Source organism: Bradyrhizobium zhengyangense (assembly GCF_022012435.1).
In the GTDB taxonomy this organism is placed as follows: domain Bacteria; phylum Pseudomonadota; class Alphaproteobacteria; order Rhizobiales; family Xanthobacteraceae; genus Bradyrhizobium; species Bradyrhizobium zhengyangense.
The window spans coordinates 927,913-943,262 of sequence record NZ_JAKLUA010000001.1 but is presented as its reverse complement, the minus strand read 5'-3'; the positions used below and the strand labels follow the sequence as shown (position 1 = coordinate 943,262).

General features: G+C 64.5%; 13 protein-coding genes. 3 read left to right on the top strand and 10 right to left on the bottom strand.

All coding sequences use genetic code 11. The annotated features are described in order from the left end of the window. Positions 1-112: 112 nt before the first annotated feature. From L6637_RS04625 to L6637_RS04615, 3 genes are all read right to left on the bottom strand, one after another. Positions 113-1,978 carry an ABC-F family ATP-binding cassette domain-containing protein gene (locus L6637_RS04625; protein WP_237858294.1) on the bottom strand — a complete coding sequence of 622 codons (1,866 nt, stop codon included), beginning with the start codon at positions 1,976-1,978 and terminating at the stop codon, positions 113-115. 46 nt (positions 1,979-2,024) lie between these two features. Further along, a complete protein-coding gene (locus tag L6637_RS04620) occupies positions 2,025-2,198 on the bottom strand; it encodes a hypothetical protein (RefSeq protein ID WP_237858292.1) in 174 nt (57 codons plus the stop codon). Positions 2,199-2,423: 225 nt separating this feature from the next. Further along, complete coding sequence (locus L6637_RS04615) at positions 2,424-2,681, bottom strand: sulfur globule protein precursor (protein WP_237858290.1); 258 nt, start codon at positions 2,679-2,681, stop codon at positions 2,424-2,426. A gap of 322 nt (positions 2,682-3,003) precedes the next feature. Between L6637_RS04615 and ndk the strand changes: the two genes are divergently transcribed. Together ndk and L6637_RS04605 are read left to right on the top strand one after the other, a co-directional pair. Continuing rightward, positions 3,004-3,426, top strand: a complete 423-nt coding sequence (gene ndk, locus L6637_RS04610; RefSeq protein ID WP_018645406.1) for a nucleoside-diphosphate kinase — start codon at positions 3,004-3,006, stop codon at positions 3,424-3,426. A 34-nt stretch (positions 3,427-3,460) separates the two neighbouring features. Next, complete coding sequence (locus L6637_RS04605) at positions 3,461-4,321, top strand: TerC family protein (RefSeq protein WP_237858288.1); 861 nt, start codon at positions 3,461-3,463, stop codon at positions 4,319-4,321. 4 nt (positions 4,322-4,325) lie between these two features. Here the strand turns inward: L6637_RS04605 and L6637_RS04600 are convergent, their stop codons facing one another. The 7 genes from L6637_RS04600 to L6637_RS04570 all read right to left on the bottom strand — a co-directional run bounded on the left by L6637_RS04600 (position 4,326) and on the right by L6637_RS04570 (position 14,116). Continuing rightward, the gene (locus L6637_RS04600) at positions 4,326-4,637 is read right to left on the bottom strand and encodes a DUF3240 family protein (protein ID WP_237858285.1); all 312 of its coding nucleotides are present in this window, start codon (positions 4,635-4,637) and stop codon (positions 4,326-4,328) included. Beyond that, entirely contained in the window at positions 4,634-7,708 is a 3,075-nt protein-coding gene (locus L6637_RS04595; RefSeq protein WP_237869377.1) for an efflux RND transporter permease subunit, read from the bottom strand. Before L6637_RS04595 ends, L6637_RS04600 begins: the two co-directional genes overlap by 4 nt. After that, on the bottom strand, positions 7,709-8,797 hold the full coding sequence (locus tag L6637_RS04590; RefSeq protein WP_237858281.1) for an efflux RND transporter periplasmic adaptor subunit: 1,089 nt from the start codon (positions 8,795-8,797) through the stop codon (positions 7,709-7,711). Positions 8,798-8,947: 150 nt separating this feature from the next. Next, complete coding sequence (gene ppx, locus L6637_RS04585; RefSeq protein ID WP_237869375.1) at positions 8,948-10,450, bottom strand: exopolyphosphatase; 1,503 nt, start codon at positions 10,448-10,450, stop codon at positions 8,948-8,950. Positions 10,451-10,465: 15 nt separating this feature from the next. After that, a complete protein-coding gene (locus tag L6637_RS04580; protein WP_237870015.1) occupies positions 10,466-12,655 on the bottom strand; it encodes an RNA degradosome polyphosphate kinase in 2,190 nt (729 codons plus the stop codon). Positions 12,656-12,790: 135 nt separating this feature from the next. Beyond that, positions 12,791-13,480, bottom strand: a complete 690-nt coding sequence (locus L6637_RS04575; protein WP_237858277.1) for a P-loop NTPase family protein — start codon at positions 13,478-13,480, stop codon at positions 12,791-12,793. A 93-nt stretch (positions 13,481-13,573) separates the two neighbouring features. Next, on the bottom strand, positions 13,574-14,116 hold the full coding sequence (locus L6637_RS04570; RefSeq protein ID WP_237858276.1) for a CDP-alcohol phosphatidyltransferase family protein: 543 nt from the start codon (positions 14,114-14,116) through the stop codon (positions 13,574-13,576). 155 nt (positions 14,117-14,271) lie between these two features. On the opposite strand from L6637_RS04570, the gene purM reads away from it, so the two are divergent. Then, on the top strand, positions 14,272-15,345 hold the full coding sequence (gene purM, locus L6637_RS04565) for a phosphoribosylformylglycinamidine cyclo-ligase (RefSeq protein WP_237858275.1): 1,074 nt from the start codon (positions 14,272-14,274) through the stop codon (positions 15,343-15,345). The last annotated feature ends 5 nt before the right edge of the window (positions 15,346-15,350 follow it).

The window sequence follows — 15,350 nt, the reverse complement described above, 5'->3', positions numbered from 1 at the left end:
CACGATCAGGGTTTGCCGCGAGGTGCAGGCCTCGTCTGGCAAATCCCTCGGCTACTGTGCATGGGGTTGTTTTCAGATTTTAACGGGACGCCTAATCGGCCGGTCGCCAAAGCTAGCTGGCCGCCTCGTCGAACTGTGCGCTCGCCTCCAGCCACTGCTCCTCCGCCCGCGCCAGCGCGTCGGCGGCGTTGGCGCGCGCCTTCGACAGTTGCGCGGCCTGCTTGGGGTCGCGCGTGAAAATGTCGGGGAGGGCGAGCGCGGTGTCGATCTTGGAGATGATCTCGGTGACCCGGGCGATCTCGCTCTCGGCTTCGGCGATGCGTTTCTTCAGCGAGCCGCGATTGTCTGATTTCACACGCTGAGGCTTTTCGATTTGAGCGCTGCGCTCGCGCTGAGCGGGTTCCGCATTGCGCGCGGACAGCACCAGGCGCCGATACTCGTCGAGGTCGCCGTCGTAATTGGTCACGGTGCGGTCGGCGACGATCCAGAGCTGGTCGGCGCAGGCCTCGATCAGATAGCGGTCGTGCGAGACCATGATGATCGCGCCGGGAAACTCGTTGATGGCCTCGGCCAGCGCGGCGCGGCTGTCGATGTCGAGATGGTTGGTCGGCTCGTCCAGGATGATCATGTTGGGGCCGAAGAAGGTGGCAAGCCCCAGCAGCAACCGCGCTTTCTCGCCGCCCGAGAGCTTTCCCGCCTTGGTGTCGGCGGCCTTGCCGGAAAAGCCGATCGCGCCGGCGCGTGCGCGGACCTTGGCTTCGGGTGCATCGCTCCCCATCAGCTTGCGGACGTGGTCGTAGGTCGAGGCGTCCTCGTTCAGCTCGTCGAGCTGGTGCTGCGCGAAATAGGCGATCGACAGCTTGTCGGCGCGCGTCACCTTGCCGGAGAAGGGCGCAAGACGCGCGGCGAGCAGCTTGACCAGCGTCGACTTGCCGTTGCCGTTGGCACCTAACAGCGCGATGCGATCGTCATTGTCGATGCGCAGCGTGACGCGATTCAGCACCGGCGTTGCCGGATCGTAGCCGACGGACACGTTGTCGACGGCGATGATTGGCGGCGATAGCAATTTCTCAGGTGCCGGAAAGGTGATCTCGCGGACGTCCTCGGTCACCAGCGCCGTGATCGGCTTGAGCCGCTCCAGCATTTTCACGCGAGACTGTGCCTGGCGCGCCTTGGACGCCTTGGCCTTGAAACGGTCGACGAAGGCCTGCAGGCGGGCGCGTTCGGCCTCCTGCCGCTTGACGGCCTTGGCATCGAGCAGCTCGCGTGCGGCGCGCTGCTCCTCGAAAGAGGAGTAGCCGCCCTTGTAGAGCGTGAGCTTGCCGCGCTCCAGATGCAGGATCTGGTCGACCGAGCTTTCAAGCAGGTCGCGGTCGTGGCTGATCACGATCACCGTGCGCGGGTAGTGCGCGAGATGATCTTCCAGCCACAGCGTGCCTTCGAGATCGAGATAGTTGGTGGGCTCGTCGAGCAGTAGAAGGTCGGGGGCCGCGAACAACGTCGCGGCGAGCGCGACGCGCATACGCCAGCCGCCGGAAAATTCGGCGCAGGGACGCAGCTGGTCCGCGGCGGAAAAGCCGAGGCCCGAGAGAATTGCGGCGGCGCGGCTCGGCGCTGAATGGGCGTCGATGTCGACGAGGCGCGTCTGGATCTCGGCGATCCGGTGCGGATCGGTGGCGGTCTCGGCCTCAGTGAGCAGCGCTTCGCGTTCGAGGTCGGCCTTGAGCACGACCGAGATCAGGCTTTCGGGCCCGTTCGGGGCTTCCTGCGCCAGACTGCCGATACGCCAGCGGGGCGGCAGGGTCACCGAGCCGTGCTCGGCCGAAAGCTCGCCGCGGATCACCTTGAATAGCGTCGATTTGCCGGTGCCGTTGCGCCCGACCATGCCGACGCGTGCGCCCGGCGTGATCTGCACAGAGCTGTCGTCGATCAGAAGGCGTCCGGCGAGACGGACGGAGAGGTCGGTGATGGTGAGCATGCGGCCTTGTCACCGCAGGCGGGATCAAACGCAACCCGATTTTTTGTCAGTGCGGATCGAGGTCACGCTTCCTCAGCTCGTTCAAGAGCTGCTCGAGATGCGTCGGGAGCCGGGGTTCGGGGCGCATGCTCTGCTGAAGCCGCTCGCCCACGGCATCGCAGATGGAGCGGCTGGTGCGCCGGTCGATCTGTTCGCTGTCATCGGCAAAAAGGCCAGCCATCTCAGGGTTCCCAGTGTTCAAAGTAACGACACGGTACCAAGTCATTGGCCCCCAAAATGGTTTCGCCAAGCGTTGGGGATGGCTGGGATTCTAGTAAAAATTGTATGAATTCGCTGTATCTGCCCAAAGATAAGGCCCCGGTGGGGGGGGATCACCGGGGCCTCTCTTGGAAGGTACTGCGGGGGGAACAGTACCTCGGGTTGTCAGGGAATGAGTTGTTCGGGCTCAGTAGCACCGGTTGATCAGCCGCCAGCGGGGTCCCCAGGGGGTCGGGACCAGCCGGCGCACATAGCAGCCGCCGTAACCGTAGGAGACGGGTGCAGCGTAGACGCGCGGTCCGCCCCAGCCCCAGCCCCCGCCGTGATACCAGCCGCCGCCATGCCAGCCCCAGCCGCCATGCCAGTGAGCGGAGGCGGAGGTGGGGGCGAGTGCGGCCCCCAGGGCGACCGCGGCGACTGCAGCGAGCGAAAGTTTCCTCAACATCGTGATCTCCTCAAAACTGCCGGCGCGGGGCAATCGCGTCGATGGAAAGGCCGCCGAAACGGTCCGCCTCGTCAGAAGGCTTCGGTTTCGATGGAGCTGACGATACGCCAGCGAGGCTGAACCAAACCCTGACAGGGCCTTCAGATTGGGTTCATCTGGGTGAAATCGTTGTAATCCATGTTGGAATCCGGCCGGGATTTCAGGTCTTCGCCCGCGGCGAAGCGCCCTTCGGGGCGTTCCGGCACTCGCTTGCCGGATCGCAAAGGCGCCGATATAAGCCCCGCAACTCCGAACGACCCTTTTTCTCTTCAAGGACAAGATCATGGCCATCGAACGCACTTTCTCGATCATCAAGCCCGACGCCACCGCGCGTAACCTGACCGGCGCCGTGAACGCCGTGATCGAGAAGGCGGGCCTGCGCATCGTTGCACAGAAGCGCATCCGCATGACCAAGGAACAGGCCGAAACCTTCTACGCCGTCCACAAGGCCCGTCCGTTCTTCGGCGAACTGGTCGAGTTCATGACCTCGGGCCCGGTCGTGGTTCAGGTGCTGGAAGCCGAGAACGCCATCGCCAAGTACCGAGACGCCATGGGTGCGACCGATCCGTCGAAGGCGGCCGAGGGCACCATCCGCAAGCTCTACGCCAAGTCGATCGGCGAGAACTCGGCTCACGGCTCGGATGCTCCGGAGACCGCTGCGATCGAGATCGCGCAGTTTTTCTCGGGCAACGAGATCGTCGGCTAACCAGCCGATCGGTTAAGTCGACAGGGGACTCATTGTGAACTGGCTCGGGCAGATCTTCGATCCCGCCACGATCGGGGCATTCTTCACCCAGTTCCGCAATGAGATGGCTGAGCCGACCTTCTGGATCGCGGTCGGCAAGATCATCTGGATCAACATCCTGCTCTCAGGCGACAACGCGCTGGTGATCGCGCTTGCCTGCCGCGGCCTCAAGCCGCGGCATCGGCTGTGGGGCATGGCGCTCGGCGCCGGCGCGGCCGTCCTGCTGCGGATCATCTTCACCGGCGTCGTCGCAAGCCTGATGGCGCTGCCGTACCTGAAGCTGGTCGGCGGCCTGGCGCTGATCGTGATCGCGGCAAAGCTGGTGGTGCCGGAGAACGAGGAGGAGGACGTCGAGTCCGCCTCACATCTGTGGCAGGCGGTGCAGATCGTCGTCGTCGCCGACATCGTCATGAGTCTGGACAATGTCATCGCGGTCGCCGCCGCCGCCAATGGCAGCGTGCCGCTCCTGGTCCTCGGCCTTGCCATCAGCGTGCCGCTGATCGTAGCCGGTGCGGCGCTGATCATGGCGCTGTTGTCGAAACTGCCGATTCTGGTCTGGGCCGGTGCGGCGCTGCTCGGCTGGATCGCTGGCGAGGTGATCGCGACCGATCCCGGCATCGCGCCGAAGCTGCATTCGCTCTCGGAAGGTCCGTTTGGCGTTTCGCTGGACCGGATGCTCGGCACTCTGCATATCCCGCCGCAATTCGCCCATGGCGGCGAGGGCGCCGAATATCTTTGCGGCGCGCTTGGTGTCGTCGTCGTGCTGCTGGTCGGCGCGATCTGGCGCCGGCGCAGCCTGCATGCCGCCGCGCTCGAAGCCTCCGAGGCACACGCCAAGGCGTCTGCCGAAGGCTGATTGTTCAGTCGATGATGCCGAATTCCGTTACGGGCGTCGCCCAGTAGACGAGTTTGGTGCCGGCAAACGAAACCCTGAGCCGCTCGATCAGGCGGGTGGCGTCGTCCCGCGCCAGTACGACCTTCACCATGGCTTGATCGGCATGGCCCTGGACGCGTTCAGCGGCGGTGTGCAGTCGGACTTCGCCGCCGTGCCCGGCCGCGTGGGAGGCGGTGAAGCCCGAGACAAGGTCGCTCTGTTCGGCGAGATAGTCGAACACCTCTTCACGAAGCTGACGCGGCACGATCAGCGTGAGGCAGACCGGCTGGTCGGTCATTTGGCCACCTTCGAGGTGCCGCCGTAGCGGCGATACAGGATCGGCAGAAGGATCAAGGTCAGTACCGTGGAGGACAACAACCCTCCGATGACGACGACCGCAAGCGGTCGCTGGACTTCGGATCCCGGACCCGAGGCAAACAGCAGCGGAACCAAGCCGAGCGCCGTGATGCTCGCGGTCATCAGCACCGGCCGAAGCCTGCGCATGGCGCCTTCGACAACGATACGATGCTCGCTCAGGCCGTGGGCACGCAGTTGATTGAAGTGGGAGACCAGAACGACACCGTTGAGGACGGCAATCCCGAGCAGAGCGATGAATCCGACCGAGGCGGGTACCGACAGGTACTCACCCGTGGCGACTAGCGCGAACACGCCGCCGATCAGGGCGAAGGGAATGTTCACGAGCACAAGCAAGGCTTGGCGGATGGCGCCGAACGTGGTGAAGAGCAGCACGAAAATCAGACCGATTGCCACGGGGACGACCACGGATAAGCGTGCCGAAGCGCGTTGCTGGTTCTCGAACTGTCCGCCCCACGTCAGCCGGTAGCCATCTGGGAGCTGGAGTTCCGCGCCGACCTTCTGGCGGGCCGCTTCGACGAAGCCGACCATGTCGCGGCCCCTGATGTTGGCTCTAACGACGCTCATACGGGTGCCATCCTCGCGGTCGATCTTGACCGGGCCGTCGACGCGTTGAATTCGCGCGACTTGCGACAGCGCGACGTGCTGCCCCGATGCGAGCGTCAACGGAAGGCTCGCGAGCAGCGTCGGCGCCTCCCGGGTCGTTTCGCTGCCGCGGACGAGAATGGGAGTGCGGCGTCCCTCTTCCAGCGCGGTTCCGATCGTTCGGCCCTCGATCTGGGTGCGGAGCGAGTTGGTGATGGCGTCAACCGTCAGGCCGAGACGTCCGGCCTCCATTCGATTGACGGAAACCGTGTAATATTGAGCGCCTTCGTTGAGCGTGGTGTAGACGTCCTCTGCACCATCAATGCCGGAGAGGATGGCCGACAGCTTTGCTGCCGTTTCATTCAGCTTTGCGATGTCAGGACCGAATATCTTGACTGCGACGTCGCCTCGCACGCCGCTGATCATCTCCTGCACGCGCATGTCGATGGGTTGGGTGAAGCTGAGCGAGATGCCGGGAAAGCCGGCAAGAACATCGCGCAGCTTTTGGAGCAGGGCTTCGCGGTCCTCGGTCTGCCGCTCGGCCGCCGGCTTCAGCACCAGGAACGTGTCGGTCTGGTTGGGCCCCATGGGGTCGAGGCCGAGCTCGTCGGATCCGGTCCTTGCGACGATGCCGGCGATATCCGGCACCGCGAGGAGTGCGGTCTGCAGCCCCCGATTCATGGCAAGCGATTCGTCGAGATTGACGGAGGGAAGCGTCTCCACGCTGACAATGACGTCGCCTTCGTCCATCGTCGGCATGAACGTCTTGCCGAGTTTCGAATAGGCAAAGCCCGCGGCGACGAGGCCGATCAGCGCCGCGGCCATCACCTTGCGCTCGTTGCTCAAGGCCCAGTTCAAGGCCGGTGCGTAAACGCGCTGGGCCGCGCGAACCACCAGGGGGTCGCGATGTGAGGCAGATTTGAGCAGGAAGGACGTCGCGACCGGAATCACGGTGAGAGCAAGCAGCAGTGAGCCGGCGAGCGCAAAGATGATCGCCAGCGCGACAGGAATGAACAGCTTCCCCTCAAGTCCCTGGAGCGTTAGCAGGGGTACAAACACGATGATGATGATGAGGACGCCCGAGGCCACCGGCTCCAGGACTTCGCAGACCGAGCGGTACACCAGATGGATCAGGGGAGGCCCTTTGCCGGGGGCGTGCTGACCGAGGTTCCCGACGATGTTCTCGACTACGACGACCAGCGCGTCGATCAGCATGCCGATCGCGATCGCAAGTCCGCCGAGACTCATCAGGTTGGCCGACATTCCCACGACCCGCATGACGATCAGTGCAATGACGATGGCCAGCGGCAGGCTGAGGGCGATCACCAGCGAGGCTCGCCAGTTGCCGAGGAAGAGCAGCAGCAGAACGATGACAAGGGCGGTGGCCTCGCCGAGAGCTCGCACGACGGTCCCCACGGCACGATCGACCAGACGACTGCGGTCATAGAACACGTTGATGGAAACGCTTTTCGGCAGCGAGGACTGCAGCTCCGCAAGGCGTGCACGCACGTCGCGGACGAGCTGTCCCGCGTTGGCGCCGCGCAGGCCGAGCACGAGCCCCTCGACGGTTTCGCCGCGCCCATTCGACGTGACCGCACCATAGCGCGTCAGTGTCCCGACTTTGACGCTCGCCACGTCGTTGACGAGGATAGGCACCCCCTCGCGCACCTCCACCACGATGGCCTTGATGTCCTCGATCGAACGGATGCTGCCTTCGATCCGGACCAGGGCGCTGTCCTCGCCCTGGTTCACCCGTCCGGCGCCATCGTTGCGGCTGTTGGCCTCGATCGCCCGGCGAAACAGGTCGTAGGAAATACCACGGGCGGCAAGTGCATCATTGCGCGGAACGATCTCGAAGGCGCGCACGTAACCGCCGAGCGCGTTGACGTCGGCAACGCCCGGCACTGTACGCAGGGCCGGACGGATTATCCAATCGAGCAGGGTGCGGCGCTCGGCGAGCGAAAGCTCGTCGCTGTCGATCGTGAACATGAACATTTCGCCGAGGGGGCTCGTAATCGGCGCAAGACCGCCGGTCACCCCGTCGGGGAAATCACGTGAAATGTTCGATAGTCGTTCGGAAACCTGGTTTCGCGCCCAGTAGATGTCGGTGCCGTCTTCGAAGTCGACGGTGATGTCGGCCAGTGCGTATTTCGTGGTCGAACGCAGGATCTTCTTGTTCGGCAGTCCGAGCAGTTCGAGTTCGACGGGCACCGTGATGCGCTGCTCGACCTCTTCGGGCGTCAGGCCCGGCGCCTTCATGATGATCTTCACCTGAACCGGCGAGACGTCGGGAAATGCGTCGATCGGCAGGCTTGGCAGGAGGACGGCACCAGCACCGATCAAGAGCAACACGCTCAGCACGACGAATAGCCGCTGCGAAAGCGCGAATGCGACCAGGTGCCGGAGCATTTATTGCCCAAGCCCCGAGAGAATGCCGCGAAGCGCCGAGATGCCGCCGATCGCGATCTCGTCGCGGTCGGTGATCGGGCCGGATATCACGACATGGTCCTGGTCTTCGGCCAGGAGCGTGACCGGAACGAGTCGGAAACCGCCGTCGAAAGCGACGAACACCGACGTCTGCTCGCCCCGCCTGATCAGCCCCGCATAGGGAATCTCCCAAGCGCTTTCGCCGGCGGAGAGGAAGCCGATGCGTGCTGCGGCCGTCTGGCCGGGATGCAGCTCGCCGTCGTTGGGGACCTCCGCGCGGACCAGGATGGTCTGGGTCGCGGGATCTGTTGTCTCGGAAACCAGTACGACCTTACCGGGCGTGGAATAGCCTTCGATTTCGACTTTCGCGCCAGCGCGGATCGCGGGAATCTTGGTAGCGGGAACCGCGATTTCGGCCCATAGCGGCGACAGCCGCGCCAGCTTGATTAGCGGCGCGGATTGTTCGAGCCGCTGCCCCGGCGATATAACCACGTCGACCACGGATGCGCTCTGCGGCGCGTTGACGGTCAGCGTGGCGCTGATCGAGGCGTCCTGACCGAGGCGCGAAATTGCCTCGTCGGACATGCCGGTCAGACGCAGCATCTGTCGGCGTTCGGCGGCGACGAGCGTCGCCTGGCGCGCCTCGGCCTGGCTCGCCTCCAGCACGCGTTGCGGCACGGCTTTGCCCTCGAACAGATCCATGTTGCGCTTGAGCTGCTGGTTTGCGAGCAGCTCCTGCGCGATCGCGTGCAGGTAGTCGCGCTGTTGAGAGACGAAGCTTGGACTCTCCAGGGTGACCAGTGGCTGGCCAACCGAAATGCGATCGCCGCGGCCGACCGATAGATTGGCGACCATGCCGGCCACGGGGGCGCTGACGACCCACAATTGCGGCGTGGGAATCACGATCTGGACGGGGTATGGCAGCGTCAGGTCGGTCTTGCTTGCGATCGGATGAACGACGCGCACGCCAAGATTTCTCGCCTGCGGTTCACTCAGCTTGAGTTCGTCCTGCGCTCCTAGCGCCGAGGGTGAAAGGCCAAGGGCAAGTGCGAACAGGACACAAGCAGCCATTTTCCGACCGCGGATCGAGAGGCAAAGCCCAGGTTGCAGCTGCATGGCAGAAGTGGTCCGAAACAACGCGGCGACACGTTAATCCGGCATGGTTCGGTCGAGTTGATTTGCATCAACCGGCGCCGGTTCTGCGACAGAATGCAGCGCTGCTCAGCGTCTGACGATCGAACCGCTGCGCCCGATCAAGCGGGCGAGCTGCTTGAAGCGGCTACCAACGCGGTCGGCGACGAGATCGCCAAGCCGGTGCTCGAACACCAGCATCAAATTGCGGCCCCGGCTGCGGAAATGCGTGGCGGGCAATACGCCCGGGCGCGCGGCCGAGATCAGGTGCGCGACGCGAAACGCCGCGCCAAGCAAACGGGCGCGCTCGAGCTGCGCCGGCGTCAGCAACTCCTGCATGGTTAGTGGCGGCTGATTCTCTTCGCTGAGGCCCGCATAACGATAGAACACGGACAGTCCGACGAAGGCGCGCTCGCGGTGGTCGATTGCGCCGAAATTGGCGTTGACCACGAGGCTCAGCGTCTGCTCGCCGCGATGATCGGGATGGACGCGCCAGCCGATGTCGGACAAGAGACAAGCGGTGTGGCGCAAACGGCGGTCCTCTTCGGTCTCGCGCAGCTTCACCACGCGCGCGAGACGATCGGTCCAGGCGATCAGCTCGCGGGCATGCTTGGCCGAGCGTGACAGCAGCTGATTCAGCTCTTCGGCGGCGCAGATCAGCCCGTCCTTGTTGCGCTCGGTCTCCGGCAGCTTCTCATGCAGCAGGCCTTCGCGCACGCCGAAGGTCGAGAACACGATAGTTTTCGGCTTTGCGACGCGGATGACGTGCTCAAGCACGAGCGCTGCGTAGGTGAGGAGAGGGCGCCGCGCATCGGCGACGACCTCGATATCGGCGAGCATGTTGGCGGCAGCGAGGCGCCGCAAGCGGCGCGCAAAATCGAGCGCCTCGGCCGCTTGTATGGAATAGCCGTGCATCACCTGGAGCGGATAGCCGCTTTGGATGATGTGGATGCGCGCAAGCGCGCGCCAGGTGCCGCCGACGGCATAGAAAGTGCGGCCGCGGCCGGCGGTGAGCAGGTCGACCTCGTCGATCGCCTCGCGCACGATGCGGTCGGCGCGCTTGAGCGATTTGTGCGCGAGGTCCTGCAGCGCGAGGCCGCCGAGCGGCAGCGTCACGCCGCTGCGCACGGCGTTCCTGCGTACGTCGATCAGCTCGAGCGAGCCGCCGCCAAGATCGCCGACGATGCCGTCGGGATAGTGGATGCCCGAGATAACGCCGAGCGCCGACAGCTTGGCTTCGCGCGGTCCCGACAGGATCTCGATGTTCACGGCGCAGATGCGCTCGGCTTTTGCGATGAAGTCGGGGCCGTTGGAGGCATCGCGGCAGGCGGCGGTCGCGATCGCGAACACGCGGCCGACCTGCATCACGCGGCACAGCGCGCGAAAGCGCTTCAGCGACGTCAGCGCCTTGTCGACGGCGTCAGGCGCGAGCAGGCCCGTGCTCTGCACCTCGCGTCCGAGACCGCACAGCGCCTTCTCATTGAAGATCGGAATCAGGCTCCGCGCCAGCGCCTCGTAGACGACGAGACGAACCGAGTTGGAGCCGATGTCGATGACCGCGACGCTAGCGCCACGCTTGCGCGGCCGTTTCACGGCAAAGATCTCCGGTCAGGACTGATGGCGTTCGTTCCGGCGCGTGAGACGGCGCGGCGAGGATTCCTTGAGCGACTTTCCACGGCCAGACAGACTCGGATTTGTCATGAAGTAATTGTGCACGTTGAAAGGTTCATCGCCCTTCGCGGCCTTCATACGCGTTGAGGACCCGTCCGGCAACAATTGCCAGCTCTGCTCATTGTCCTTGAGATTCGCGACCATGATCTGTTCGAGAACCTGCTGATGCACCGTCGGATTTTGCAGCGGACACAGCACCTCGACACGGCGGTCGAGGTTGCGCGGCATCATATCGGCCGACGAGATATACACAGCCGCTTTCGCGCTCGGCAGGCCCTGGCCCATGCCGAAGCAGTAGATTCGGCCATGTTCCAGGAATCGTCCGATGATCGACTTGACGCGGATGTTCTCCGACAGGCCGGGAATGCCGGGGCGCAGGCAGCAGATACCGCGGACCACCAGCTCGACCTGCACGCCGGCCTGTGAGGCCTCGTAGAGCGCGTCGATGATGTCGGGGTCGACAAGTGCATTCATCTTCATCCAGACCGCGCCGGGCTTGCCGTGACGGGCGTGCTCGGTCTCGCCCTGGATGTGCTCGATGATGCGCTTGCGCAGGGTCAGCGGCGACACCGCCATCTTTTCCAGGTCGCTCGGCGCGGCATAGCCCGTGATGAAGTTGAACACGCGCGCGGCGTCGCGGCCGATGGTCGGTTCCGAGGTGAAGTAGGACAGGTCCGTATAGATACGCGCGGTGACCGGGTGATAATTGCCGGTGCCGGTATGAACGTAAGTGGTAAGGCTGCCGCCCTCGCGGCGCACCACCATCGAGAGCTTTGCGTGAGTCTTCAGTTCGAGGAAGCCGTAGACGACCTGCACGCCGGCGCGCTCCAGGTCGCGCGCCCAGCGGATGTTGGCTTCTTCGTCGAAGCGCGCCTTCAGCTCGATCAGCGCGGTGACGGATTTGCCCGCCTCGGCCGCTTCGGCAAGCGTGCGCACGATCGGCGAGTTGTTGGAGGTGCGATAGAGCGTCTGCTTGATCGCGACGACGTCGGGATCGCGTGCGGCCTGTTGCAGAAACTGCACCACGACGTCGAAGGATTCGTAAGGGTGGTGGACGATCAGGTCCTTCTGCCTGATGGCCGCGAAGATGTCGCCGCCATGCTCGCGCACGCGCTCGGGATGGCGCGGCACGTAAGGGGTGAATTCGAGGTCGGGCCGGTCGAGCCGGGTGAGCTGCGACAGCTCGTTCATGGCGAGCACGCCGTCGACCAGGAATACCTCGTCGTCGGCCGCCGACAGCGCGTGCTGCACGAAGCTGCGCAGCTGCTCCGGCATCTTGGCGTCGATCTCCAGGCGGATCACCGATCCGCGGCGGCGTCGCTTCAGCGCGGTCTCGAACAAGCGGACGAGGTCTTCAGCTTCTTCCTCGATCTCGAGCTCGGAGTCGCGGATGATGCGGAACGCACCCTGGCCGTGGAGACTGTAGCCGGGGAACAGGCGGTTGATGAAAAGTCCGGTCAGCTGCTCCAGCGAGATCAGGCGGACCTTGCCCTCAGCCGGCAGGCGGATGAAGCGGTCGATCTTCCCGGGCATGCGGATCAGCGCGTTCATCGGCTTGCCGTCGGCCTCCCGCGTCAGCTGGAGCGCGATGGTGAAGCCGAGGCTCGGGATGAACGGGAAGGGGTGGGCGGGATCGATCGCCAGCGGCGTCAGCAGCGGAAACACGTTGTTGAGAAAATAGTCCTCGAGCCAGATCCGCTCTGTCTTGGTGACCTCCTTGCCGTCCACCAGCACGATGCCGACCTCGGCCAGCGTGCCGCGCAGGTCGCGCCAGATTGCCTGTTGGTCGGAGGCGAGCTGGGAAACGGTGCGGTTGATCAACGCCAGTTGCTCCGACGGGGTCAGGCCGTCAGGGGCACGCTCGGCAATGCCCTCGCGGACCTGCGCCTTGATGCCGGCGACGCGGACCATGAAGAACTCGTCGAGGTTATTGGCCGAAATCGACAGAAATCGCACCCGCTCCAGCATGGGGTGGCTGGGGTTGACCGATTCCTCCAGGACGCGACGGTTGAAATGCAGCCAGGACAGCTCGCGATTGATGAATCGCTCGGGGCTCGATGCGATCGCCGGCAGGCCCCCGGTCTCCGTGGCTTTTTCTTTCGTTTCAACAGCTTGCGCGGAGTCCATGAGAAGTCGGTCCATCCAGTTTGCCCCAATTTGCGACTTATGCGCAAAACCGGCCGGAGCATGTGTTAATGCGATGACGTTTCGATGACATTGATGTTCCGCCGCCGCGCCGCGTCAAGCGGGCCCAAGGGGAGGTTAAGGGGAGGTCGAAACGTCGCGAAGCAGTTCGGCGGCGAGCGCCCGGGTGACGGGGCGGCCGAGCCGCAGCGCCTCGCTGTCGAGCAGTTCCACGGCATGCCGGGCGGCGGCCGAGGAGCGCTCCAGCCGGGTCGCGAGGTAGCTCACAACAGCTTCATCCACGGCGAGCTGGCGGTCGGCGCAGAACTTGACGATCAGGCCGCGGAACAGCTGGTCATCTGGTGGCGCGAGTGAAATCACAGGGATGGTCCGGAGCCGGGAGCGCAGGTCGCGGAGCTCGACCTCTACCGCCGCAGGTGCCTCGCGTCCGGTGAACAGCACAAAGGCGCCGTCCTCGCGGGCGAGGTTCATCAGATGGAAGAGAGCACGCTCGTCAAAATCACCGGCCTTGAGATCCTCGACCACCAGCGCGCTGGTCGCGAGCGCGCCGGGGACGGTTGGGGCACTCAGCGCGTTGGCCGTGGTCGAGCGAGCGCCTGATACCTCGGCCCAGATCGCGGCGAGATGGCTCTTGCCCGAGCCTTCGGGGCCGGCGAGCCACATGATCCGGTTCGGCCATTCCGGCCAGCTGTCGACCAAGGCGAGACCGGCGGCATTGGCAGGGCCCTCGAGGAAATTGTCCCGGCTGAGGCTCTCCGCATGCGGAAGCGAAAACGCCAATTGTCGGGGATGAACGCGGCCTGCCACGCTTGCTTTGCTCCGAGCCGGCGCGCCGGCCTTGTCTGACGATGATGGACTTATTCGATCGGGAGTTGGCCTTTTGCGGGGCCGCATCCCCTCTCATTTGGCTTCGATCGTGCTCATGTGACGCAGCCACTCCACGAGATAGAGCGACACCGAGGACAGGGTGAACACCGTGACGAGGCCCATCAGGACTATATCATACGGCGACGGCTTGAAGCCGAAGGCGAGCGCGGCCAGCACCAGCGCCGCGTACGCAACCTGTGCCGCTGTGTTTAGCTTGGATACTTTCGACGGCCTCATCTCGACGGGCTTGTCAAACAGCCAGGACACGATCACCGCAGTGACGATCATGATGTCGCGGGACACGACCAGGATCACGATCCAGCGTGGGATGTCGCCCCAGATGCCGAGCGACAGGTAAATCGACACCAGCAGCGCCTTGTCGGCCAGCGGATCGAGCAGGGCGCCGAGCTCGCTGGTCATATTGAAACGCTTGGCCAGAAAGCCGTCGACGGCGTCGCTGATGCCTGCGATCAGGAAGACGGCGAACGCCACCTCCATTTGGCTCGACACGATGGCCCAGACGATGATCGGGACCAGCATGATGCGGCCCAGGGTAATGATGTTCGGAATACTCACACGGCGCTTCCCGGCACCCGACCTGACCTTGAATCCGACCTCTAAGAGGCTGAACCGGTTGATATCTCTACATAGTATAGGGCGGCGCGCCACGCTTGCCATTGCGCGTCCCCGGAATTCGACGTAACCAGCCGCAAACCCACTGGAAATCGGGCATGACCGACCGCAAAAACGGCCTCACTTACGCCGATTCAGGCGTCGATATCGACGCGGGCAACCGCTTGGTCGACCTGATCAAGCCGATGGTGCGCGCCACCGCACGGCCGGGCGCCGATGCCGAGATCGGCGGATTCGGCGGCCTGTTCGACCTCAAGGCGGCCGGCTTCAAGGACCCCGTCCTGGTCGCGGCCACCGACGGCGTCGGCACGAAGGTCAAGATCGCGATCGAGACCGGCCTGCATGGCGGGATCGGCATCGACCTCGTCGCCATGAGCGTCAACGACCTCGTGGTGCAGGGTGCCGAGCCGCTGTTCTTCCTCGACTATTTCGCCTGCGGCAAGCTCGACCCGGAGGCCACGGCCGCGATCGTCGCCGGCGTCGCCGAGGGTTGCCGCGAATCCGGCTGTGCCCTGATCGGCGGCGAGACCGCGGAAATGCCCGGCCTCTACAAGGACGGCGATTACGATCTCGGCGGCTTTGCCGTCGGTGCCGCCGAGCGCGGCACGCTGCTGCCGCGCAAGGACATCGCTGCGGGCGACGCCGTGATCGGCCTGGCCTCGTCGGGCGTGCATTCCAACGGCTTCTCGCTGGTGCGCAAGATCGTGGAACAGTCCGGCCTTGGCTTCGAGGCGCAGGCACCGTTTGCCCCGGTCATGACGCTCGGCGGCGCGCTGCTGACGCCGACGAAGCTCTACGTCAAATCCTGCCTGCGGGCGATCCGCGAGACCGGTGCGGTCAAGGGCCTCGCTCATATCACCGGCGGCGGTTTCACCGACAACATTCCGCGTGTGCTGCCCTCGCATCTTGGCGTCGGCATCGATCTCGCACGCCTGCCGGTGCTGCCGGTGTTCAAATGGCTGGCCGCGCAAGCCGGCATCGCCGAGCTCGAAATGCTGCGCACCTTCAACTGCGGCATCGGTATGATCGCGATCATCGAGGCCGAAAAGGTTGATGAGGTGGTGCGGGTCTTCACCGATGCCGGTGAGACCGTCGCCCAGCTTGGCACCGTGATCCCGGCCGAGGGCGAGCACCGCGTCGTCTATAACGGCCACCTCGACCTGGCACTGTGATGACT

Coding starts and splice junctions, on each gene's coding strand:
- L6637_RS04625 (WP_237858294.1), bottom strand. CDS start 1,978: ATGCTCACCATCACCGACCTCTCCGTCCGTCTCGCCGGACGCCTTCTG.
- L6637_RS04620 (WP_237858292.1), bottom strand. CDS start 2,198: ATGGCTGGCCTTTTTGCCGATGACAGCGAACAGATCGACCGGCGCACC.
- L6637_RS04615 (WP_237858290.1), bottom strand. CDS start 2,681: ATGTTGAGGAAACTTTCGCTCGCTGCAGTCGCCGCGGTCGCCCTGGGG.
- ndk (WP_018645406.1), top strand. CDS start 3,004: ATGGCCATCGAACGCACTTTCTCGATCATCAAGCCCGACGCCACCGCG.
- L6637_RS04600 (WP_237858285.1), bottom strand. CDS start 4,637: ATGACCGACCAGCCGGTCTGCCTCACGCTGATCGTGCCGCGTCAGCTT.
- L6637_RS04595 (WP_237869377.1), bottom strand. CDS start 7,708: ATGCTCCGGCACCTGGTCGCATTCGCGCTTTCGCAGCGGCTATTCGTC.
- L6637_RS04590 (WP_237858281.1), bottom strand. CDS start 8,797: ATGGCTGCTTGTGTCCTGTTCGCACTTGCCCTTGGCCTTTCACCCTCG.
- L6637_RS04580 (WP_237870015.1), bottom strand. CDS start 12,655: ATGGACTCCGCGCAAGCTGTTGAAACGAAAGAAAAAGCCACGGAGACC.
- purM (WP_237858275.1), top strand. CDS start 14,272: ATGACCGACCGCAAAAACGGCCTCACTTACGCCGATTCAGGCGTCGAT.